Annotated in this window: 20 protein-coding genes; 11 read left to right on the plus strand and 9 right to left on the minus strand. The window is 63.9% G+C overall.

Annotated elements, in window-relative coordinates:
• Positions 1-188 precede the first annotated feature (188 nt).
• From KBI52_RS31940 to KBI52_RS31965, 6 genes are read left to right on the plus strand one after another with little or no spacing between them, the layout of a single operon-like run.
• Positions 189-1,271, plus strand: coding sequence for an inositol-3-phosphate synthase (locus KBI52_RS31940; protein ID WP_210812815.1), 1,083 nt, complete (start codon positions 189-191; stop codon positions 1,269-1,271).
• Between the two features lie 15 nt (positions 1,272-1,286).
• Positions 1,287-1,886 carry a histidine phosphatase family protein gene (locus KBI52_RS31945; RefSeq protein WP_173950025.1) on the plus strand — a complete coding sequence of 200 codons (600 nt, stop codon included), beginning with the start codon at positions 1,287-1,289 and terminating at the stop codon, positions 1,884-1,886.
• Positions 1,883-2,989, plus strand: a complete 1,107-nt coding sequence (locus KBI52_RS31950) for a glycosyltransferase (protein ID WP_210812816.1) — start codon at positions 1,883-1,885, stop codon at positions 2,987-2,989. The genes KBI52_RS31945 and KBI52_RS31950 overlap by 4 nt, the downstream gene beginning before the upstream one ends.
• Positions 2,990-2,991: 2 nt before the next feature.
• On the plus strand, positions 2,992-3,804 hold the full coding sequence (locus KBI52_RS31955; protein WP_210812866.1) for a sugar phosphate nucleotidyltransferase: 813 nt from the start codon (positions 2,992-2,994) through the stop codon (positions 3,802-3,804).
• 8 nt (positions 3,805-3,812) lie between these two features.
• On the plus strand, positions 3,813-4,586 hold the full coding sequence (locus tag KBI52_RS31960) for a TIGR04290 family methyltransferase (protein WP_210812817.1): 774 nt from the start codon (positions 3,813-3,815) through the stop codon (positions 4,584-4,586).
• On the plus strand, positions 4,583-5,512 hold the full coding sequence (locus KBI52_RS31965) for a beta-xylosidase (protein WP_210812818.1): 930 nt from the start codon (positions 4,583-4,585) through the stop codon (positions 5,510-5,512). The genes KBI52_RS31960 and KBI52_RS31965 overlap by 4 nt, the downstream gene beginning before the upstream one ends.
• A gap of 161 nt (positions 5,513-5,673) precedes the next feature.
• On the opposite strand, the gene KBI52_RS31970 is transcribed toward KBI52_RS31965, so the two are convergent.
• From KBI52_RS31970 to KBI52_RS32000, 7 genes are all read right to left on the minus strand, one after another.
• Entirely contained in the window at positions 5,674-6,702 is a 1,029-nt protein-coding gene (locus tag KBI52_RS31970) for a Gfo/Idh/MocA family protein (protein ID WP_210812819.1), read from the minus strand.
• Entirely contained in the window at positions 6,702-7,655 is a 954-nt protein-coding gene (locus KBI52_RS31975; RefSeq protein WP_210812867.1) for a zinc-binding dehydrogenase, read from the minus strand. Before KBI52_RS31975 ends, KBI52_RS31970 begins: the two co-directional genes overlap by 1 nt.
• Before the next feature lie 180 nt (positions 7,656-7,835).
• Complete coding sequence (locus tag KBI52_RS31980; protein WP_210812820.1) at positions 7,836-8,126, minus strand: hypothetical protein; 291 nt, start codon at positions 8,124-8,126, stop codon at positions 7,836-7,838.
• Between the two features lie 66 nt (positions 8,127-8,192).
• Positions 8,193-8,654, minus strand: a complete 462-nt coding sequence (locus tag KBI52_RS31985; RefSeq protein ID WP_173950018.1) for a hypothetical protein — start codon at positions 8,652-8,654, stop codon at positions 8,193-8,195.
• Between the two features lie 212 nt (positions 8,655-8,866).
• A complete protein-coding gene (locus KBI52_RS31990; RefSeq protein ID WP_210812821.1) occupies positions 8,867-10,411 on the minus strand; it encodes a SpoVR family protein in 1,545 nt (514 codons plus the stop codon).
• Positions 10,408-11,712 carry a YeaH/YhbH family protein gene (locus KBI52_RS31995; RefSeq protein ID WP_210812822.1) on the minus strand — a complete coding sequence of 435 codons (1,305 nt, stop codon included), beginning with the start codon at positions 11,710-11,712 and terminating at the stop codon, positions 10,408-10,410. The genes KBI52_RS31990 and KBI52_RS31995 overlap by 4 nt, the downstream gene beginning before the upstream one ends.
• 29 nt (positions 11,713-11,741) lie before the next feature.
• The gene (locus tag KBI52_RS32000) at positions 11,742-13,688 is read right to left on the minus strand and encodes a PrkA family serine protein kinase (protein ID WP_173950015.1); all 1,947 of its coding nucleotides are present in this window, start codon (positions 13,686-13,688) and stop codon (positions 11,742-11,744) included.
• Between the two features lie 582 nt (positions 13,689-14,270).
• On the opposite strand from KBI52_RS32000, the gene KBI52_RS32005 reads away from it, so the two are divergent.
• The 3 genes from KBI52_RS32005 (at position 14,271) to KBI52_RS32015 (ending at position 18,101) form a co-directional block, all read left to right on the plus strand.
• A complete protein-coding gene (locus KBI52_RS32005; RefSeq protein WP_210812823.1) occupies positions 14,271-15,338 on the plus strand; it encodes an NAD(P)-dependent alcohol dehydrogenase in 1,068 nt (355 codons plus the stop codon).
• A gap of 20 nt (positions 15,339-15,358) precedes the next feature.
• Positions 15,359-17,113 (plus strand): hypothetical protein, encoded by a 1,755-nt coding sequence (locus KBI52_RS32010; RefSeq protein ID WP_210812824.1) that lies wholly within the window; start codon positions 15,359-15,361, stop codon positions 17,111-17,113.
• An 85-nt stretch (positions 17,114-17,198) separates the two neighbouring features.
• Positions 17,199-18,101 (plus strand): YihY/virulence factor BrkB family protein, encoded by a 903-nt coding sequence (locus KBI52_RS32015; RefSeq protein ID WP_173950012.1) that lies wholly within the window; start codon positions 17,199-17,201, stop codon positions 18,099-18,101.
• Positions 18,102-18,116: 15 nt separating this feature from the next.
• Here KBI52_RS32015 and KBI52_RS32020 read toward each other — a convergent pair whose 3' ends face one another.
• Both KBI52_RS32020 and KBI52_RS32025 read right to left on the minus strand, forming a co-directional pair.
• Positions 18,117-19,832 (minus strand): catalase, encoded by a 1,716-nt coding sequence (locus tag KBI52_RS32020; RefSeq protein WP_210812825.1) that lies wholly within the window; start codon positions 19,830-19,832, stop codon positions 18,117-18,119.
• A gap of 297 nt (positions 19,833-20,129) precedes the next feature.
• Positions 20,130-20,429 carry an HlyU family transcriptional regulator gene (locus KBI52_RS32025; RefSeq protein WP_173950010.1) on the minus strand — a complete coding sequence of 100 codons (300 nt, stop codon included), beginning with the start codon at positions 20,427-20,429 and terminating at the stop codon, positions 20,130-20,132.
• Positions 20,430-20,618: 189 nt separating this feature from the next.
• Here KBI52_RS32025 and KBI52_RS32030 point away from each other — a divergent pair, with 189 nt between their 5' ends.
• Positions 20,619-20,972, plus strand: coding sequence for a DUF6152 family protein (locus KBI52_RS32030; protein ID WP_210812826.1), 354 nt, complete (start codon positions 20,619-20,621; stop codon positions 20,970-20,972).
• Between the two features lie 6 nt (positions 20,973-20,978).
• The gene (locus tag KBI52_RS32035; RefSeq protein WP_173950008.1) at positions 20,979-21,446 is read left to right on the plus strand and encodes a hypothetical protein; all 468 of its coding nucleotides are present in this window, start codon (positions 20,979-20,981) and stop codon (positions 21,444-21,446) included.
• Positions 21,447-21,451: the final 5 nt, after the last annotated feature.

The raw sequence follows: 21,451 nt of genomic DNA on the forward strand, positions 1-21,451 counted from the left end.
TCGGATAGTTTGGGCGCTCGGCCATCAAGACAAGAGTCACATGCGACAGGAATCCGGGCGGAACAACGAACCTTCTTCAAACGTTGGAGGCCAAGCTTAGGAGAAGGCCCAGGTCGGATGCCTGTGGCCGCATATGTGCTTTCGCCTGACGAGAGAGCATCCGACCGGCCATACATGGGAGATCCGTCATGAGTTCGAGGAAGGTCCGCGTCGGCATCGTGGGCGTCGGCAATTGCGCCTCGTCCTTCGTGCAGGGGCTCTCCTACTACAAGGATGCGAACGGCAACGAGCCCGTACCCGGCCTGATGAACGTAGAGCTTGGCGGATACCATATCAGAGACGTCGAAGTGTCAGCGGCCTTCGACGTGAACGCCTCGAAAGTCGGTCGCGACGTATCCGAGGCCATATTCGCACAGCCTAACAATACGCAGCGGTTCGCGTCCGTTCCACAGAGCGGGATCATCGTCCATCGAGGCAGGACGCTGGACGGGCTCGGCAAATATTTGCGCGACACGATCGAAGAATCCTCTCACGATGAAATCGACGTCACTGCGATCCTGCGCGAGTCCAAGACCGATGTTCTCGTGTCTTACTTGCCCGTGGGTTCGCAGAAGGCCACCGAGTGGTACGCTGAGCGGGCGCTCGAAGCAGGGTGTGCCTTTGTGAATTGCATCCCGGTCTTCATCGCCTCGAACCCCGAATGGCGCAAACGGTTCGAGGAACGCGGTCTCCCCATCATCGGTGACGACATCAAGAGCCAGGTCGGCGCCACGATCGTCCATCGCATGCTCGCCAATCTCTTCCGGGAGCGCGGGGTGCGTCTCGACCGCACCTATCAGCTCAATTTCGGCGGCAACACCGACTTCCAGAACATGCTGGAGCGCGAGCGTCTCGAGTCAAAGAAAATCTCGAAGACGCAGGCCGTCTCGAGCCAGCTCGACGTTCCACTCCCGGCAGGCGACATCCATGTGGGGCCGAGCGATCACGTGCCCTGGCTCACCGACCGGAAATGGGCTTACATCCGCCTCGAGGGAACGAGCTTCGGCGGCGTTCCGCTCAACATGGAGGTGAAGCTCGAGGTCTGGGATTCTCCGAATTCGGCCGGCATCGTGATCGATGCCGTGCGCTGCGCAAAGCTTGCCATGGACCGTCAGATCGGAGGCGCTCTCACGGGTCCGTCGAGCTATTTCATGAAGTCGCCGCCGCAGCAATTCACCGACAACGAGGCCCGCGACAGAACCCTCCGCTTCATCAGCGGCGACGGCGATTAGGACCGGGAGGCCGCGGTGACCACCACGTTCTTCCTCGTCCGCCATGCCGCCCACGATCGGGTCGGCACCGTTCTGTGCGGGCGCATGCCGGACGTGAAGCTCGGGTCGGTCGGGAAAGGCCAGGCGGAGCGCCTGGCGCAGCATCTTGCGAGGAACGATGTGGCCTGCATCTGCACAGGTCCTCTTGAGCGTGCTCTGGAAACGGCCCAGCCCATCGCATCGGGCCTTGGACAGAGGCTTCACGTTCGTGATGCCATCACCGAAATCGATTTCGGTCGTTGGACCGGCATGAGCTTCGATGCGCTGGGCCAGGATCCGCTCTGGTCGTCCTGGAACCGCTCGCGCAGCACCAGCCGCCCTCCTGAAGGAGAGACGATGCTGGAAGCGCAAACGCGCATTGTCGGCGCCATGGAACAACTGCGCAGCCTTCATCCAGGTCGATCGGTCATTCTCGTGAGCCATGGCGATGTGATCAAGGCCGCCCTCCTCTACCACCTCGGCATGCCGATCGATGCCTATGACCGGATCGACGTGGAACCTGCTTCGATCTCCACTCTGGTCGTGGGCGACTGGGGCTCCAAGGTTCTACGCCTGAACGAGGTGGCGGCCCCATGAAACTCGTCGTCTTCGGTCTGACCATTTCGTCGTCCTGGGGCAACGGCCACGCGACCCTGTGGCGCGGCCTGTGCCGAGCGCTTGCGCAACGAGGGCACAGGGTCGTGTTCTTCGAGAAGGACGTGCCCTATTATGCCACGAATCGGGACTTCGTCGAAATCCCCGGCGGCGATCTCATCCTCTATCGGGATTGGAGCGACGTTCGCCGTCGGGCCGAGGAAGAGCTGAGAGACGCGGACGTGGCGATGGTCACGTCCTACTGCCCGGACGGCATTGTTGCGGGAGATCTCGTGCTGGCGGCGCGCGCAACCCGCGTGTTCTATGATCTCGATACGCCGGTGACGTTCTCGCGTCTCGATGCGGGCGAGCCGATCAGCTACATCGGTCCGGATGGTCTCGCGGGCTTCGATCTGGCTCTGAGCTATACCGGAGGCCGGGCTCTCCAGAGGTTGAAGACGGAACTCGGCGCACAACGTGTCGCGCCGCTCTACGGCCATGTGGATCCGGACGTGCACCGTCCCGTGCAACGGGTCCAGCATTACGGTTCGGATCTGTCCTACCTCGGCACCTATGCGGCGGACCGCCAGGATGTCCTTCAGAACCTGTTCATCGACCCGGCTGCCCGCCGCCCGGACCGGCGCTTCCTGATCGGAGGGGCACAATACCCCGACGACTTCCCCTGGCAGCCCAACATTCATTTCGTAAGACACCTTCCCCCGCCGGAACATCCCGCGTTCTTCTCGTCCTCGCGCCTCACGCTCAACATCACCCGGCGAGCCATGGCCGAGATGGGCTGGTGTCCATCCGGGCGGCTCTTCGAGGCCGCGGCCTGCGGGGCGCCCATTCTTTCGGACAATTGGGAGGGTCTCGACAGCTTCTTCGAGCCTGGCAGGGAGATTTTGATCGTCGGCGATCCAGAGGATGTCGTCGCCGCGCTCGACCTGACGGACGCCGAATTGCATCGAATTGCCAAGGCAGGGCGGGACAGGGTGCTGGAAGAGCATACGTCAGAGCACAGGGTCCGGGAGCTTGAGATCCTGCTTGGCGGCTCCACATCCCTTTCGCGCTCAACCGGCGGCCCAGCCGCCATGATGGAGGCGTGACCATGTGGGGAATCGTGCCCGCGGCCGGGACAGGCAGCCGCATCCAGCCCCTGGCGTTCTCGAAGGAGCTCCTGCCCGTCGGAAGCCGGCTCGACAATGGCATCGAGCGCCCCTGCGCCGTGAGCGAGTACCTTGTCGAGCGCATGATCCATGGCGGAGCGAACAAGATCTGCTTCGTGATTTCCCCGGGCAAATCCGACATCATGGAGTATTATGGAGCAAGCTATGGCAGCGCCTCCATGGCCTATGTGGTTCAACCGCAGGCGAGTGGATTGTGCGATGCGATCTTCCAGGCCGCACCGCTCATTCCCTTGGACGAAAGCGTGATCGTCGGCCTGCCCGACACAGTCTGGTTTCCCGAGAAGGCACTGGCGGAACTACCGGACGACGTTCTCTCGTTTCTGCTCTTTCCCGTCGACAATCCGGACGTTTTCGATGCGGTTATCCTCGACGAGGCGAAGCGCGTCCAGGAGATCCAGGTGAAGCGGAGCGATGCCGGGTCACGCTGGATCTGGGGGGCTTTCAAGATGCCCGGGCATCTCCTGAAAGCATTGCACGAGCTGTGGATTTCCCGCGATCGCCAGGATGAGTATTTCGGCACGCTGGTGAATGCCTATCTGGCCCAAGGAGGCGCGGCTGTCGGCGTGCAGGCCGGTGAATCCTATGTGGATGTGGGAACCCTGCACGGCTATCGGGCCGCCATCGGTTTGCTGAGCGAGGCTGCCCAGCACGACACAATCACGGGCGCCCGTGTGGCCCTGGGCTGGCCGGCGGGTCGCCTGCCGCGGGGACTTCACGACTTGAACAGGGAGTAGTCGCTACGATGAATGCCATCGATCCCACGCCGCCGGATGAGATCCGCCGGAAAGCCGAAGCGCTCGGGCCATGGTTTCACAATATCGAGCTGAAGGGTGGCGTCTGGACCGCGCCTGAGCACTTCCTCGGCAATTACCCGGCCGTGAAATGGCAGCAATTCGCCGACGCGATCCCGCAGGATCTCACCGGTAAAACCGTGCTCGACATCGGCTGCAACGGCGGCTTCTACTCCATGGAGATGAAGAAGCGGGGCGCGGAGCGCGTGCTCGGCATCGACTTCGACGACACCTATCTCGCCCAGGCCCGGTTCGCCGCCCAGACCATGGGCCACGACATCGAATTCCGCAAGGTTTCGGTCTACGACCTCGGCCAGCTCGGGGAGCGCTTCGATGTGGTGCTCTTCATGGGCGTGCTCTATCATCTGCGCCACCCGTTGTTGGCCCTCGACCTGATCCACGAGCACGTCGCCCGGGATCTTCTCGTGTTTCAGTCGATGCAGCGCGGATCCGCGGAGGTCATGCCGGTCGCGGAGAACTATACCTTCTGGCAGACGGATCACTTCGATGATCCGCGCTACCCGAAGATGCACTTCATCGAGCATCGCTATGCCGATGATCCGACCAACTGGTGGGCCCCGAACGCTGCCTGCGTTGAAGCCATGCTCCGCAGCGCCGGGTTCGAGATCATCCAGCATCCTGAAATCGAAGTTTACATCTGCCGCCGTGTCGACGCTCCGCCCGGTGCGGGCGCCGTCTATCCGGCCCAAGGGAGACAAGCATGATCGAAGCCGCGATGATCTGGAACGAGCCCAACAACAAGTCCCATTGGGATCCGGAGATCGACCCGGATTGGAAGCTCTTCTCCGATATGGCGATCGTCGCAGGTCAGGCGATCAGGGCCGAGAATCCCAACCTGCCCCGCGTGCTCGGCGGCATCTCGCCGATCGATCCCGGCTTCATCAAGAAGCTGGAAGGCCATGGCGCCCTGGACCAGATCGACGTTGTGGCCGTGCACGGATTCCCGCTTGATTGGAACCTGTGGCAGATCCACGATTGGCCCGCGAAGATCGACGAGATCCGGGCCGTCACGGACAAGCCCATCTGGGTGAGCGAGGTCGGCATTTCGACCTTCGGCGCCGAGGAGGTTCAGGCCTGGGGCTTGAACCGCACGGCGGAACTTCTGATCGGCAAGGTGCCGAAAATCCATTGGTACAGCCTCTACGACCTCCCTCGATCCTGGGAGGCCACGACGCGCCACAGGGAAGCGGAGGGCTCGTCATACTACCGTCACTTCTACATGGGCCTTCTGCGCGAAGACGGCACGCCGAAGCCCGCTCTCGAGGAATTCGCAAAATATACGCCGCAGATGGGCCTATGCCAGTGGTTCCATTACGAGGACCATCGCCTCGACGATGCGGTGGCTTGCATGAAGCGGCTGGGCGTGAAGTATCTGCGCACGGGCCTGTCCTGGGCGGACAGCTTCCGTCCGAATGCGCTCGACTGGTTCGACCGGCAGATGGAGGCGCTGGCGGATTTCGACGTGACCGTGACGTTCTGCTTCACGCCCGAGCACCGCGGGATTGCGCCGCACCACACGAGCGCACCGCAGGTGAAGGAGGAGTTCGCGGAGTTCTGCGCCAGCATGATCCGCCGCTATGCGCCCTCGGGCCAGGCCGCTCAGCCGAGCAAGGTGCTGGAGGCTCTCTGACGCGGGACGCGTCTCAAGGAGCTGGCCCTCCTCACGTCATGGCCGGGCTTGCCCCGGCCATGACGCTTGCGTGAAGCGCCTTGCCCTTTCGATCGGGATCACCGGAACAGGGCCGTTGAGACAATGAGGAGGGAACGGCGCACCTCTTCGTCTGATGGGCGTTAACGCCCGTAAATCGAGTCGAGCACCCGTGCGACCTCGACCAGCTGCTCCGCTGCTGGGTCGAACCGCTCGCCCGCGGCCAGGCGGGAGGCCCAATCCGCAGCAGCGCGGCCACCCCACTCGTCGGGCGGCGTCGTCAATGTCTCACGGGATGTGCCGCGATAGCGCTCCGCCGTGAAATCGTAGAACGACCCATTCACATTGCGCAGCGACACACCCCCTTGCGTGCCATAGAACGTGGCCGAGATCATCGCGTCGCATCCGGCCTGGAGCCGCCAGGAGCAGGCGAGCTGCACCACGGCGCCCGTGTCCAGCGTCACCGTCGCGACGGCATAATCCTCGACCTGTGACGCGGGATCCTGGAGCGGCGCGCCGCCAGCGAAGAGCTTGCCCGTCACGCCTACGACCCCGGGGCTGTTGAGGGTCCACAAGGCGAGATCGACCAGATGAACGCCGAGATCCATCACGCAGCCGCCGCCCGACTGCACCGGATCGTAGAACCATGGCTTGTCGGGGCCGTAAGCGTTGTGGAACACGAGATCGACAGCATAGATGTGTCCCAGCTCACCCGTGTCGATGACCTCGCGAATGCGCCGCATGCCCTCCGTGAACCGGTACGAGAGATCGACGCCCAAGAGCCGATCGGACCGGCGCGCGGCATCGACCACGGCCTGCACCTCCGCGGCCGTGCGTCCGAGAGGTTTTTGGCAGAAAACCGCGACGCCGCGTTCCAGGGCCCGGATCGACTGGTCGGCATGCATGGCGCTCGGGGTTGCGATCACCACGCCATCGACGCCGATGTCGAGAATGTCGTCGAGCGTCGCCACCCGCTTCGCATCGGGCGCGAGCCGGCCGGCCTCCGCGGCCGTCTCGGGGGACGGATCGGCGATGGCCGCGACATCGACCATGCCGGTGCCGAGGATGGCCTGCATGCGGTGCCGCCCGATCCAGCCGACGCCGAGAAAGCCGAGGCGCGGGCGCACCAGTGAGGGTTCGGAAGTTGTTTCAACCACGGCCTGCTGCACCATCAGTATGTCACCAGGGCCTTGAGGAAACCGTCCGGCCGGTCGCGCGTGGCATCGAGCGCCTCGCCGAGCCGGTCCAACGGGTAGGTATGGGTATAGAGGGCGCTCGGGTCCAGACGTCCGGACGCGATCATGTCTATGGCCTCGCGCATTCCCTGAACATAGACCCTGGAATCGCGCTCATGGGCGTTGATCACGTCGATGCCGCGCCAGTTCCAGAGCCACATGTTGACCTGTCGCGGCCCGTCCTGATGGTATCCGGCGACGATGAGCTTTCCCCGCTCTCGCGTCAGCTCGCCTGCAAGATCGAGAGGCCATTGCTTGCCCACCGCCTCGATCACCCGATCGCAGAATGCGCCGCCGGTCAGTTCCTTAACGCGGTCGATGATCGCATGGTGGTCCTCCATCGGGATCGTCTCGGCTGCGCCCATGCGACGGGCGAGATCGAGCGAGAACGGCCGCCTCGAGATGGCGATGACGCGGGCGCCGGCATCGGAGGCGAGCTTGGTGAGAATGGCGCCGAGAAAGCCGATCCCGATGATCGCGACTGTCTGCCCGGCCTCGATCTCGCTGCGTCGAAAGATGTTCATGGCGCAGCCGAGCGGCTCGCCGGGGAACGGTCGTCCTGCAAGAGCGTCCGGCAGGGGAATGACCGCGTCGGCCGCGGCCAGATCGTATTCGGCATAGGATTGATAGGAGAGCGCCGCGACCCGGTCGCCGACGGACAGACCCTCGACCCCCTCGCCGACGGCGTCGACAAAACCCCAGGCTTCGTGCCCGAGCGCGCCCGGCTCCGTGGGGTACTGCATCCATTCCGGTCCTGCCCAGGGCGTCAGGTTCGAGGCGCACACGCCGCACCCCTCCAGGCGCAGCCGCACCTGCCCGGGGCCCGGCTCGGGAAGGGCGACCGCCTGGATCTGGATCTGCCCGGGCCCGGTCAGGACGGCCGCCCGCATGGCGTGCCCGGACGCCGTCGACCGATCCGTCTCATTGGCGGAAATGTCGCTGCTCGCACCGTTCTCGTTCAGCAAGTTTGTGCCTCCACCCTGTAGCCCGAGCAACTAGGCACGGGGCAGGAGACGTCAAGGCTTGGCTGTTTGGGCCGGATGCGGCTGGTGCGTGACGATGCTGGTGCCTTATCCGGCGGTCCGGGCAGCGATGTCGGCGACGTATCGCGTGCGCGCGGCGCTGTCGGGCTCCAGGCCCTGTTCCCGGCACCAGGCTGCAAATGCGTCAGGCTCGACCGTCACCCGTATGATCTGGAGACCGGCCTGACGACCGACATTCTCGTTGTTCTCGGCCGCTGCGAGCCAAGCGTCGTAGCTGGGTGCGAGGTTGTGCGGGTCGACGATCATCTCGCGGATGCGGGAATAATCCTCGCGGATGTACCAGGGCAATCCGATCCGACGGGGCGGAGCATCCGTCATTCATGGGTCTCCAAACGACCGGCACCGGGCCCGACCGATCGCCGGGCTCGGCGCCGCAGCTTTCCTTCAGCTCAGCAAGTAGAACACCGCAGGAGCCGCCGTGAGCAGTCCTGCTGTCGTGAACAGCATGAGCCGATGATCGGGATTGGCGATCCGGTGGACCTTCCGCGCCGTGGTTCCGGCTTCCATGCTCCAACCGTTCATGCAGGAGCAGAGAAGGCGATGGGAGGCGCTCTCGGACAGCTCGAAGAACTCCATGGCATCCCCAAGCGTATCGCCCCTCAGCCCGGCTGCCCGGAGGATCGGATCCTCGAACGCCACCGTAATGGGGGATTCGTCGGATCTCAACTCCGGCCGCTTGTCCTTGGGGACGAACTCGATCTCGCCGAGAGACCGCAAGCGCCGTTTCGGCTGGCGCTCCAACACTTCGGCCCAACGCTCGAGGCGTTCGCGCCGCGACAGGAAACCTTGGCTCAACTCATGCACTTCAGCGACGCTACGCAGCTTCTCTACAGGCTTGTGTTCCATAGGTATTCTCCTGCAAGGGAGCCGACCCTCGAAACCAGGGCCGAGCCCAGGGGATCCTATGATCGCGTGAGTCCCTGGCTTTTTTGCGTCAAAGGGGCGCATCGCACGGAAAAGTAGGCCCGATTTTGCGCGCACGACGATCTCGCTCCTTCACGCGAGAGGCATCGGTTCACCCGCGACATGGGAGTCGCTGTCGAGCCCGATGCAGGCCTTCAGAAGAGCGTTTCGTGCGGGTGGGCGACGTGCTCCTGGAAGATCGCTCCGGTCGCCGGCTCCACCTCCTTCAGGACAACCGCATAACCCCACAGATTGGCCACCATCTGGAGAACCCGTTGAGCGTCGTCCTTGTGCAGCAGGGTGCGATTGAGCACGTGATGGTGCAGGATCAGGCGCCGGTCGCCGGCGAGGTCCACGTCCACCACCTGGATGTCGGGATCGCTCCACCCGACGTCGTAGTGGCGCGACAGGGAGCGCCGCAGGCGCCGGTAGCCGCGTTCGTCGTGGATCGCCTCGATCATGAGCTCCGGCCGGTCCGGATCGTCGACGAGGTGGAACATGCGCCATCGCCGGATCAGATGCGGGCTCAGAAACTGCGAGATGAAGCTCTCGTCGCGGTAATTGGCCCACACGTCACGCAGCACCGCCATGGCGTCACCGCCGCCGGCGATGTCGGGGAACCATTCCCGATCCTCCGCCGTCGGCTTCGTGCAGATGCGCTCGATGTCCTGCATCATGCCGAATCCGAGCGCATACGGGTTGATGCCGCCGTAATGCGGATCGTCGAATTCCGGCTGCCGCGTGACGTTGGTGTGCGACTGCAGGAATTCGAGGAAGGCGCCGTCGCTGATCTGCCCGGTCTCGTGCAGCCGGGTCATGATGCGGTAATGGCAATAGGTGGCGCAGCCCTCGTTCATCACCTTCGTCTGGCGCTGCGGATAGAAGTACTGCGCGATCTGGCGGACGATGCGCAGGATCTCGCGTTGCCAGGGCTGGAGGCGCGGGGCCGACTTTTCCAGGAAGTAGAGGAGGTTCTCCTGCGGCAGCTCGAGAAGGGCGCGCCGGCGCTCCTCGCTCAGCTGGGGCTTTGCGGCGGCGCCCTTCGTCGGCACCGTGCGCCACAGATCGTTGAAGGTCTGCTCCTGATGCAGCTGGCGCTCGCGCTCCCGACGCTCCTCCGAGCGCAGGTCGGGGCGTTTCTTGCGCGGATAACGATGAACCCCATGCGACATCAGCGCGTGGGCGGCATCGAGGATGCGCTCCACGGCCGCATGGCCGTAGCGCTCCTCGCAGCGCGTGATGTAGCCTTTGGCAAACTCGAGATAATCCAGGATGCCGTCCGCGTCGGTCCATTCCTTGAACAGGTAGTTGTTCTTGAAGAAGTGGTTGTGCCCGAAGGCCGCGTGGGCGATGACGAGGGTCTGCATCGTGGCCGAGTTCTCCTCCATGATGTAGGAGATGCACGGGTTCGAGTTGATGACGATCTCGTAGGCCAGGCCCATGAGGCCCTGGCGGTAGCTCGATTCATGGAGGGCGAAGCGCTTGCCGAAGGACCAGTGCTTGTAGAACAGGGGCATGCCGATGGATGCATAGGCGTCGAGCATCTGCTCGGCGGTGATCACCTCGATCTGGTTGGGATAGACGTCGAGCCCAAGCTCGCCGACCCCGATGGCCTCGACCGCGTCATGGATGCGCTGGATGGTCCCGAAATCCCAGTCCGCCCCATGGAAGAGCAGAGTGTCGTGCTCGACTACGCTCATGGCACCTTTGCTCCAGCGTCCGCATCCCGCCGGCGGAAGAGTTCGCGGAAGACGGGGTAGATCTCACGACGGTGGTTCACCTTGCGCATGGCGAGGTTGGCCCCCTGCTCCTGGAGCGTCTCGTAGGTCTGCCACAGGGAGGTCTTGTGGTTGATGAACCCGGTCTGCATGCGGTCGCTGTCGCTGCCGACCTCGAGATAGGCATAATACTGGCAGACGGGCAGGATCACGTCGCGCAGCATGGCCGCGCTGGTGGTGCCGTCGTTCGGCGAATTGTCGCCGTCGGAGGCCTGGGCCGCATAGATGTTCCACGCATCCGGCGAGTAACGCTCCTCGACAATCCGCTGCATCTCGCGCAGGGCCGAGGATACCACCGTTCCGCCGGTCTCGGGGCTGTTGAAGAAGGTTTCCTCGTCCACCTCCTTGGCCTCGTGGGTGTGGCGGATGAAGACGATCTCCACGTGCTTGTAGCGCCGCGTCAGGAAGATGTAGAGCAGCATGTAGAAGCGCTTCGCCAGATCCTTCATGTGCTCGGTCATGGAGCCGGACACGTCCATGAGGCAGAACATCACCGCCTGCGCGACGGGCTTGGCCACGGGTTCGAAGCGGCGATAGCGCAGATCGATCGGGTCGATATAGGGGAAGCGCCGGCTGCGCAGCTGGAGCAGTTCCAGCTCCTGGCGCAGGGCGGTCAGTCGCTCGGACGGTCCTTCCCGCTCCTCCAGGCGGTCGATCTCCTCCTGGAGGCGAAGCAGATCCTGGGATTTCGGCCGCCGCATGGCGATGCGGCGCGACAGGGCATTGCGCATGGAGCGCAGCAACGCGAGGTTCACGGGCGAGCCGGTGACGGTGTAGCCCGCCCGGCGCATCCCCTGCGTCTCCACGGTGGCGACCCGCCTCTTGGCGAGGTCGGGCAGTTCCAGGTCGTCGAGGAACAGGTCGAGGAACTCGTCGCGGGTCAGGACGAAGCGGAAATCGTCCTCGCCCTCGCCATTGTCGCCCCCGGCCGCGCTGCCGCCCCCGCCCGGCGGGCGTTCGACGGTATCGCCTTCCACGAAGCGCTTGTTGCCCGGAAGGATGTGATCGTGCACGCCCCCCTCGCCGGACCGTCGGAAGCTGGGCTCGCGAACACCATCGGCCGGGATCGAGACCTCCCCTCCCCGTTCGAGATCGGTGATATCCCGATCGCCTGCGGTCTGACGTACGGCCCGCTGGATCTGCGCCTTGGCTCGGCGAAGAAAACGTTGGCGGTTGGCCAGACTCTTGCCCCCTGGGTTGAGGCGCCGGTCGATGATGTACATAGGAACGCCTGATCTGCCTCCGTCTTCTGTCAGCCCGCCTGCTTCACACGCATGTACCATTCCACCAGACGCCGTACCTGACGCTCGGTGTAGCCGCGGTCCATCATCCGTGCGACGAACTCGCCGTGCTTCTTTTCGGTCTCGCTGTCCTTCTTGGAGCCGAAGCTGATCACAGGCAGCAATTCCTCGACCTGCGAGAACATGCGGCGCTCGATCACGTCGCGGATCTTCTCGTAGCTGGTCCAGGACGGGTTGCGGCCATGATTGCCGGCCCGGGCCCGGAGCGAGAACTTCACCACCTCGTTGCGGAAGTCCTTCGGATTGGCGATGCCCGCCGGCTTCTCGATCTTGGTCAGCTCCTGGTTCAGGAGTTCCCGGTTGAGGAGCTGGCCGGTATCGGGATCCTTGAAGTCCTGATCTTCGATCCATGCATCGGCATAGGCCACGTAGCGGTCGAACAGGTTCTGACCGTAATCGTGATAGGATTCGAGATAGGCCTTCTGGATCTCGTGACCGATGAAATCGGCGTAGCGCGGCGCCAGCTCGGCCTTGATGAACTCCAGATAGCGTCGCTCCACGTCCTGGGGCAGCTGCTCGCGCCTCAGGGACTGCTCGAGCACGTACATGAGATGCACCGGATCGGCCGCGACCTCGATGGTGTCGTGGTTGAAGGTGGCCGACAGGACCTTGAAGGCAAAGCGAGTCGAGATGCCGTCCATGCCTTCGTCGACACCGGCCGAGTCCCGGTATTCCTGCAGGCTTCGCGCGCGGGGATCCACCTCGCGCAGGCTCTCGCCGTCATAGACCCGCATCTTGGAGTAGAAGTTCGAGTTCTCGTGCGCCCGCAGCCGCGAGAGGACCGAGAACCGCGCCAGCATCTCCAGCGTGGCGGGAGCGCAGGGCGCGCCGGCCAGCTCCGAGGTGCGGATCAGCTTATCGTAGATCTTCTGCTCCTCCGTGACCCTCAGGCAATACGGCACCTTGATCACGTAGATGCGGTCGATGAAGGCCTCGTTGTTCTTGTTGGTCCGGAAGGTCTGCCATTCCGCCTCGTTGGAATGCGCCAGGATGATGCCGCTGAACGGGATGGATCCGATATTCTCGGTGCCGACATAATTCCCCTCCTGGGTAGCCGTCAGCAGGGGGTGCAGCATCTTGATCGGCGCCTTGAACATCTCGACGAATTCGAGAATGCCCTGGTTGGCGCGGTTGAGGCCGCCGGAATAGCTGTAGGCGTCGGGATCGGCTTGGGACAAGGTCTCCAGCTTGCGGATATCGACCTTGCCGACGAGGGACGAGATGTCCTGATTGTTCTCGTCGCCCGGCTCCGTCTTGGCGATGGCGATCTGCCTCATGCGGGACGGGTTGATCTTGACCACGCGGAACTTGGAGATGTCGCCCTTGAACTCGTCGAGACGTTTGATGGCCCAGGGGCTGAGCAGATTGGTCAGGCGCCGGCGGGGAATGCCGTAGCGTTCCTCCAGCATGGGTCCCATCTGCTCCGCGTCGAAGAGACCGAGCGGGCTCTCGAAGACGGGGCTGATCTCGTCGCCCGCCTTGAGGACATAGATAGGATTGACCTCCATCAGGGATTTCAGGCGCTCGGCCAGGGAGGACTTACCGCCGCCGACGGGCCCGAGCAGGTAGAGGATCTGCTTGCGCTCCTCCAGGCCTTGAGCGGCGTGGCGGAAGAAGCTCACGATCATCTCGATCGTCTCTTCCATGCCGTAGAATTCGGAGAAGGCCGGATACACCCGGATCGTGCGGTTCATGAAGATGCGGCCGAGGCGTGCATCCTTTGACGTATCGACAAGCTGGGGCTCGCCGATCGCTGCCAGGATGCGCTCGGGAGCGCTCGCATACATCATGGGATCGTTGCGGCACCCTTCCAGGTAGTCCGCCAGGGACATCTCCGCCTCGCGGCGGGTTTCATAGGTCTTCAAGAAACTCGAGAACAGGTCGTCGGAATGAAGCATGGCGCCACCGAAATCCAATCCCTCTCAGAGACAACTATTGTGCACCGCTAAGGTTGCCCAGACCATGCGATACTATGATGCGGCCAAGATGATGCGGCGTACTCCTTTTGTCGTGGCGGAGAAAAAGCAGGTCGCGACAGGCTCGATCGTGTTCGGGATGACCCGCGCGCCTTGAAAATATGCCCGCCCTCAGCAGCTAGCCTCGCGGATTGCGGGCGGGACAGCAAGTTAAAGTTTCTCACTGCCCCCTGAAATCCACTGTGCCGCATTGCCGCCGTCGGCAGCAGGCCGGCGACTCTCCGCAAGCCTTCCCGCACGCCATCGCAGGGCCTTAAGAAAGAGTGGGAACGCCCGTTCGAGAATACCAGGAGCCAGCAAGTCAATTGAACGTGACCATGTGAAAATCTCTGCCTTCATTCATGCCGGATCCCGACTGAACTTCCCTTGAACAAAGCGCCTGCCGATCCGTTGACGCGGGCCTGATCGCGCCTATGGTCTTGGGTGCCCGGAAGGCCCGGCAGGATCCCCAGCATGGCGAGCGGATCTGCACGCTCAAGCCTTCCCCAACCGGAGAAAAATCCCGTGATCAAAGCTTTCGGCTACGCCGCCCAGGATGCGTCCACACCGCTTTCCCCATTCCGCTTCGAGCGCCGCGAGCCCCGCGAAAGCGATGTCCAGATCGAGATCCTCTATTGCGGCGTCTGCCACTCCGATCTGCACACCGCACGGGCAGAATGGGGTGGCACTGTCTATCCCTGTGTGCCAGGCCACGAGATCGTCGGCCGCGTCACGCGTGTCGGGCCGGGCGTGCAGAAGTTCAAGGAAGGCGATCTCGTCGGCGTCGGCTGCATGGTCGATTCCTGCCGCACCTGCCGGAGCTGCCGCGAGGGCCTGGAGCAGTATTGCGAGGTCGGGTTCACCGGCACCTATAACGGCCCAGAGCAGGGCACCGGGGCCAACACCTATGGCGGCTATTCCGACACCGTCGTGGTCGACGAAAGCTTCGTCCTGAAGGTGCCGGACGGCATGGACCTGGCCGCGGCGGCGCCCCTCCTGTGCGCCGGCATCACCACGTATTCGCCCCTGCGCCGCTGGCGCGTGCAGCCCGGGCACAAGGTGGGCGTGGTCGGTCTCGGCGGCCTCGGCCATATGGCCGTCAAGCTCGCACGGGCCATGGGGGCGCATGTGGTGCTGTTCACCACCTCTCCGAACAAGCGGGAGGACGCCCTCAAGCTCGGCGCCCACGAGGTCGTCGTGTCACGGGATCCAGAAGCCATGAAGGAGCACGTGAACAGCTTCGATTTCATCCTCGATACCGTCGCCGCGCCGCATGACCTCGACGCCTACTTGGTCCTGCTCGCCCGCGACGGCGCCATGGTGCTGGTGGGCGCTCCGGCCGAGCCGCATCCAGCCACGACCGTGTTCAACCTGATCATGAAGCGGCGCCAGCTGGCCGGCTCCCTGATCGGCGGAATCGCCGAAACGCAGGAGATGCTCGATTTCTGCGCCCAGCACGGCATCACGTCCGAGATCGAGATGATCCCGATCCAGAAGATCAACGAGGCCTACGAGCGGATGCTCAAGAGCGACGTAAAATACCGCTTCGTGATCGACATGGCGTCGCTGAAGCAGGACGCGGCGGCGGCTTAAGCTCGGACGGAGCCCGTCCGATGCTGGTTTACGGGGATGTCGAGACGGAAGACACGGTGGGGGCCCGCCAGGCCGCCATCGCGGACATCCTGACCAGGATGCAGGCCATGCCGCCCGGGATCGAGCGGCATGGCACTCTCGTATCCGCCTTCATCGCGACCAGCGAACTCGTCCAGGGATTGATCGACGCGGAGTTCCACGACCACGGCCGTGACGTGCTGTCCGCGATCCACGAGCAGGGCATGGAATGCCTCTCGATCCTCGCCCACAGCATCGCGGGATCCTGGTGGAACGGGTTCGAAGAGAACGGTCTTCCCCCGGCCCTCCTCGCGGCGCTTCGCAGTTTCGATTCATCCCGGACGATCCGCGTCAAGCAGGCGGAGGGCTATGCCTTCTACGCCCTCTATCCGGAAAGCTATCTGGAAGCCGCCAGAGCTTCGGGCCTGGATGCTAGGACCCAGGTCATCGGGATCCGCAGCATCGGCACCGGCCTCAGCACCCTCGTGGCCGCCGCCCTCGGCGCCCCGCCCCCTGTCACCCTTCGCCCGATGGGCCATCCTTTCCGGCGCGAGGTGGCCGTGGACCCAGCTCTCGCGGCGATGCTGACCGCGGATCGGACCAGGGCCTTCGCCATCGTCGACGAAGGGCCCGGGCTGTCCGGAAGCTCGTTCGGGGCAGTCGCCGACTGGCTGGAAGCGGCCGGCGTTCCGCGTGAGCGGATTGTCTTCTTCCCCAGTCACCAGGGTCCGCTCGGGCCCCAGGCCAGCCCCTCTCACCAGGAGCGGTGGAGCCGGGCTTCACGGCATGTCCGGACCATGGACGATATCCTGCTCGGCGGTTCGCCCTCCCACCACCTTGCCGCCTGGGCGAGAGACCTGATCGGTTTCCCGGACGGGCCGCTCGAGGACGTTTCAGGCGGGGCGTGGCGCTGGCGCCGCTATGGGGACGAGGCGAGCTGGCCAGCGTCCAATGTCCAGCAGGAACGCCGGAAGTTCCTGGTGCGGAGCAACGGCGTCCCGTGGCTGGTGAAGTTTGCAGGTCTTGGCGAGGCGGGCGCCAGGAAGCTGCGAATGGCCCGGCTGCTGCATGAGGCCGGATTTGCGCCGGATGTCGCGGGCTACCGCCACGGCTTTCTCGTGCAGCGCTGGCATGAGGATGCTCCGAGCCTCGATCAGGTCTCGCTCGATCGCACCCGGCTGATCGATCAAGTCGGGGCCTATCTGGGCTTTCGCAACCGCCAATGCCCCGCCGACGGGCAGCCCGGGGCGTCGTTGGACGAGTTGCGGCGCATGGCGGTCTACAATAGCGGGCAGGCCCTGGGGGACGCCGCCGCCTCAGGTCTGGAGCGATCCCTGCCGGATCCGGGGGATCTCGACCGCAAGGTGCGCCGGGTCTGGACCGACAATCGTATGCCTCCCTGCAAATGGCTGGTATGCGGCGACCACCTCCTCAAGGCGGACGCGCTCGACCACAGCGCCGCCCACGACCTGATCGGACACCAGGACATCGGTTGGGACATCGCCGGAGCGATCGTCGAGTTCGGCCTCTCGAACCGGGAGGGGGCGCGTCTTTGCACCGTTGTCGAGCGGGAGGGCGGCCATCCGGTGTCGTCCGAGCTGCTGCCGTTCCTGCTCGTCTGCTACTGCGCCTTCCAGCTGGGCGCCCACCTCATGGCGGCCAGCGCGCTTGGCGGTGAGGAAGCGGTCCGCCTGCGCAAGGCCGCCGATCGCTACGGGCTCATTCTGCGGCAGCCCGATGCCGTGATGCGCTTCTAGGAACAAGGGAAAGTTCCCGCCCGTTAACGGCCAAGTCATACGCTTGCAATGACGGGGCGTTCGGGCCCGTCGGATCGGTTCTTGCATGGTTTTCGAGACAGGGCGGCTCTTGAAAGTGGCCTTCGCGGGCTGGTGGGGCGACCGCGCCATGAGCCTCGGCGCCTCCATCGCGTTTTTCACCGTCTTCTCCCTGGCCCCGATGCTGCTCGCGGCCATTGCCGTTGCCGGGCTGGCCTTCGGGCGGGAGGCCGCCCAGGGGGCCATCGTGGCCGAACTCGGCGGCCTGATCGGGACCAACGAAGCATCCGCCCTCGAAGCCATGATCGCGAGCGCCAGCAATGTGGGGTCGGGCATCATCGGCACCACGGTCGGGATCGTGACCTTTCTCCTCCTGGTCACCGGGGCGGTCGTCGAACTCCAGGACGACCTCAACATCATCTGGAAGGCGAAGCCGCCCGCGAGCTACGGCGTCCTGGATTTCATCCGGACCCGGCTGGTCAGCTTTGCCCTGGTACTGGGGATCGGCTTTCTGCTGCTCGTGTCGCTCGTCGTCGATACGGGTCTGACGGCCATCGGGCACTATCTGGAGGCCCATTTCTCGGGGGCCACGGTCATCCTGCGGCTCCTGAACAGCCTGGTCGCCTTCGCCGTCGCCACGCTCCTGTTCGCCATGATCTTCAAGCTCCTCCCGAGCGTGGACCTGCGCTGGAGCGACGTCTGGACCGGCTCCCTGGTGACGGCCTTGCTCTTCACCCTCGGCAAGTTTCTGATCGGCTACTACCTCGGCAAGAGCAATGTCGCGTCGAGCTATGGGGCGGCCGCCTCCATCATCACGATCCTGCTCTGGATCTATTATTCGTCCCTGATCCTGCTCTTCGGCGCCGAATTCACCAAGGCTTATGCCGAGAGCCGCGGCAGCAGGGGCCTCGGACACACCACGGAGCCCGAACGCGAAACGAGCCGGGAGGCCCCGGCTCGCTCCCTCTAGGCCACCTCCAGGCGCCTATTCGGCGGCCTCCTTCGTGGCCGGCGTCGTGGGCACGTCGCGCATGCCGCCCAGGACCTCCTCGGCCGAGGCCTTGTAGTTCTTCACGGAACTCGTCCATTGGCCCCAGACGGTCGGGTCGATCTTGTCGCCGTTCCGGCCGAGATTCTGGAGGCGGCGCTGGTCCTCGTCGGTCAGAACCTGCTTCGCTAGCGGCGGGAGGTTGCGGACGTCGTCGGCCGAGATGCCGAGCCTCTCGCCCACCCGGGTCCCGTAATCGTCGTGCACCAACAGGAGATGCCACACCATGCGCTCCTGCACGTCCCGCTCGCACTGGCCCAGCAGCGTGCCCAGGTTGTGGACGAGATCGTCCCGCTCCCAGTCCATCATCGTGCAGTAACGGCCCCGGGCGTGGATGTAGTCGTTGCGCCGCTCGAGCACGCTGCGGGTCAGCCTCCCGCGGATCTCGGGCGGATTGTTCGGCTCCTCCCGGGGGGATTCGTGCAGGCCGTTATGGATCGACGGCTCGAAGTTCACATGCGGGTTCTGGCCCGGCGCCAGATCGCGGCGGAAGGACATCTGCCCGCCGTTCAGATTGGTCGATACCTTGGCGTTCTTGGCCTGGTTCACGGGCAGCTGCAGGTAGTTCGTGCCGACGCGGTAACGCTGGGTGTCGGAATAGGAGAAGGTCCGCCCCACCAGCATCTTGTCGTCGGAGAAGTCGAGCCCATCCACGAGCACGCCAGTCCCCATGGCGATCTGCTCGTTCTCGTTGAAGTGATCCTCCACGTTGCGGTTCAGGGTCATGACTCCGATATGCCGTAACGGAAAGTCCTTCTCGGGCCAGATCTTGGTATCGTCCAGCGGATCCCAGTCGAGTTCGGGATGGTCATGGTCTTCCATGATCTGCACATACACGTCCCACTGGGGATATTCGCCGCGCTCGATCGCCTCGAAGAGATCCTTGGAAGCCGAGCCGAGATCCTGTCCCTGCACCTTGGCCGCCTCCTCGGCCGTGAGGCTGGCGAGGCCGCACCGGGGATGGAAGTGATACTTCACCAGAACGGTGTCGCCTTGGGCGTTGACCATCTTGTAGGTGTTGACGCCGAAGCCCTCCATGTGCCGGTAGCTCGCCGGAATGCCGCGCGGACTGAACAGATGGGTCAGCATGTGCATGGATTCGGGCGTCTGGCTCATGAAGTCGAAGATGCGGTTCGGCTCCTGACGGAAGGTAATGGGATCCGGCTTCAGCGAGTGGATGACATCTGGGAACTTGATGGCATCTCGGATGAAGAAAACTGCCAGGTTGTTGCCAACGAGATCCCAATTGCCGTCTTCGGTATAGAATTTCACCGCGAAGCCGCGCGGGTCGCGGGCAACTTCCGACGAATCGCGGCCGCCGATCACGGTCGAGAAGCGGATGGCCAGCGGGGTCTTTTGGCCGGCGGTCTGGAACAGCTTGGCTCTTGTATATTTCGATGCAGGCTCGTCGCCGATCTTGCCGGTCACTTCGAGTTCGCCGTAGCACACGAAGCCGCGGGCATGGACGACCCGCTCGGGGATGCGCTCCCGGTCGAAATGGGTGATTTTCTCAAGGAACTGATAATTCTCCAGCGTGGCCGGTCCACGGCTGCCCACGGTGCGCTGGGACTGGTTGTTGGCGATTGGATGTCCCTGCCTGTTCGTCAGGACCTGATCGGAGGTTCCTGACGGTTTTTGAGGGTTCTTGGCCATGGCGATCTCCCTTGTATGACCGGTTGATTGCAACACGCCCCCATCAGGATCCTAAGAGTCCGCGGCGATCAGCGCCAATCGATAATCCTGAGGCACACGATCAGATTACCTGATCGAGCGTTGGTTCCGGATTGGGAGCGTGTTTGCGGAGGCAACCTCCGGAATCCGCATTGGTTGCGGCCAATTCGGACCTGACGCGCAGGACGCCTCGATGAGGCGCAGGCCGAGGATCATCGTGCCGACGTCCGAGGGCGGAGAACCACCGTCGTCCCGCCGGCAGCCCCGATGCCGGTACGATCAGCGGAAGACTCGATCACCCTGTTCGTCGATGATCTGCTTGCCCTTGGTGACGGAGAAGGTGGCCGCTTCGTCCTTGCTGGGATGGGTCTCCGCGCGCACGAACCGGTATTCTTTCATGCCGGACTCGAAATCCTTCTCGATCACGCCCGCAGTCTGAAACCCGCCTTTCGCGGAATAGGGTGCCGGCCGGATTCGAAATCCTTTGTATTCGACCGCCTCAGCGGCCGGCTCCTCGTGGACGCTGGCATTGCCTCCGCCTGCGAACCGGTTCCAGAGGTCTTTCAACATCGATGCCATGACTGCCCCTGAACGAGGGTTGATTCGAGAAGCTGCAGCATAGCCGGGACGGAGCCGGGGAGCGAATCCTCCAGGCTGCCTCATCACGATCCGATGATCATGACGAAGCGCGACTTCGATCGTCTTGACCGCAGGCTTTCGACGGCCAACTCTCGCTCCCATTCGGCTCAAGAGATGCGGGGTCCCGCCATGAAACATCGTCTGTTCGGATTATGCCTTTCCGGCGCTCTGCTGAGTGGCGGCGTGGCCGTCGCTCACCACGGCTGGGGCAGCTACGATGCGGGCCGCGTCATGACGGTCACCGCCAACGTCGAGCGGGCCGATTGGGAGAACCCCCATGTCACCGTGGTCGTGCCCTACCAGGGGAAAAACTGGGACGCGGTACTCGCGCCTCCGTTCCGCATGAGCGCACGCGGGCTGAACCCGGACATGATCAAGCCCGGCACACAGGTCACACTCGAAGGCTATCCCTCCACCCGATCCGCAACGGAGATGAGAGCCGAACGGATTGTCGTGAGCGGCAAGACCTACGAGCTGCGCTAGGCGATCATGTATCTCGACTTGCTCGCGGCATTGGAGAGTTCCTGGCTCGGCCACGCGGGACGTCACTCCGCCTGGCTCTACACTGTCGCCAATCTGCTTCACGTTCTCGGAGCCGCCTTCGTGGTCGGGGGCATCGCGGTCTTCGATCTGAAGGTTCTGGCCGAGCATGGGAAGCATGCGCGGGAGGTCGGCCGCTATGCCATTCCCCTCGCCGCCGCCGGTCTGGCGCTTCAGATTCCGACCGGAGCATTGCTCCTCGCCGTGGAGGCCCGGGCGCTCGGTGTCAACCCTGCCTTCTACGTGAAGGTCGCCTTCATCGCGCTGGGGCTCGTCAATGTCGTGCTTTTCCATATCCGCTTCGGAGCAGCCCTACGGGATGGCGCCTTGCCGGCCGAGGCTCGCGTCTACGCCATCATCTCGCTTCTGGCCTGGATCGTCGCACTCTTGGCGGGACGAATGATCGCCTATTTGTAGCTTGG

It is taken from the genome of Microvirga sp. HBU67558, from assembly GCF_018069605.1.
Lineage (GTDB): Bacteria > Pseudomonadota > Alphaproteobacteria > Rhizobiales > Beijerinckiaceae > Microvirga > Microvirga terrae.

Bases quoted from the DNA above. Each gene is read 5' to 3' on its own strand.
- KBI52_RS31960 (WP_210812817.1), top strand. From the start codon at position 3,813: ATGAATGCCATCGATCCCACGCCGCCGGATGAGATCCGCCGGAAAGCC.
- KBI52_RS32015 (WP_173950012.1), top strand. From the start codon at position 17,199: ATGGTTTTCGAGACAGGGCGGCTCTTGAAAGTGGCCTTCGCGGGCTGG.
- KBI52_RS31955 (WP_210812866.1), top strand. From the start codon at position 2,992: ATGTGGGGAATCGTGCCCGCGGCCGGGACAGGCAGCCGCATCCAGCCC.
- KBI52_RS31970 (WP_210812819.1), bottom strand. From the start codon at position 6,702: ATGGTGCAGCAGGCCGTGGTTGAAACAACTTCCGAACCCTCACTGGTG.
- KBI52_RS31990 (WP_210812821.1), bottom strand. From the start codon at position 10,411: ATGAGCGTAGTCGAGCACGACACTCTGCTCTTCCATGGGGCGGACTGG.
- KBI52_RS32010 (WP_210812824.1), top strand. From the start codon at position 15,359: ATGCTGGTTTACGGGGATGTCGAGACGGAAGACACGGTGGGGGCCCGC.
- KBI52_RS31985 (WP_173950018.1), bottom strand. From the start codon at position 8,654: ATGGAACACAAGCCTGTAGAGAAGCTGCGTAGCGTCGCTGAAGTGCAT.
- KBI52_RS32035 (WP_173950008.1), top strand. From the start codon at position 20,979: ATGTATCTCGACTTGCTCGCGGCATTGGAGAGTTCCTGGCTCGGCCAC.
- KBI52_RS32000 (WP_173950015.1), bottom strand. From the start codon at position 13,688: ATGCTTCATTCCGACGACCTGTTCTCGAGTTTCTTGAAGACCTATGAA.
- KBI52_RS31980 (WP_210812820.1), bottom strand. From the start codon at position 8,126: ATGACGGATGCTCCGCCCCGTCGGATCGGATTGCCCTGGTACATCCGC.
- KBI52_RS31950 (WP_210812816.1), top strand. From the start codon at position 1,883: ATGAAACTCGTCGTCTTCGGTCTGACCATTTCGTCGTCCTGGGGCAAC.
- KBI52_RS32020 (WP_210812825.1), bottom strand. From the start codon at position 19,832: ATGGCCAAGAACCCTCAAAAACCGTCAGGAACCTCCGATCAGGTCCTG.
- KBI52_RS31995 (WP_210812822.1), bottom strand. From the start codon at position 11,712: ATGTACATCATCGACCGGCGCCTCAACCCAGGGGGCAAGAGTCTGGCC.
- KBI52_RS32025 (WP_173950010.1), bottom strand. From the start codon at position 20,429: ATGGCATCGATGTTGAAAGACCTCTGGAACCGGTTCGCAGGCGGAGGC.
- KBI52_RS31965 (WP_210812818.1), top strand. From the start codon at position 4,583: ATGATCGAAGCCGCGATGATCTGGAACGAGCCCAACAACAAGTCCCAT.
- KBI52_RS31940 (WP_210812815.1), top strand. From the start codon at position 189: ATGAGTTCGAGGAAGGTCCGCGTCGGCATCGTGGGCGTCGGCAATTGC.
- KBI52_RS32030 (WP_210812826.1), top strand. From the start codon at position 20,619: ATGAAACATCGTCTGTTCGGATTATGCCTTTCCGGCGCTCTGCTGAGT.
- KBI52_RS31975 (WP_210812867.1), bottom strand. From the start codon at position 7,655: ATGCGGGCGGCCGTCCTGACCGGGCCCGGGCAGATCCAGATCCAGGCG.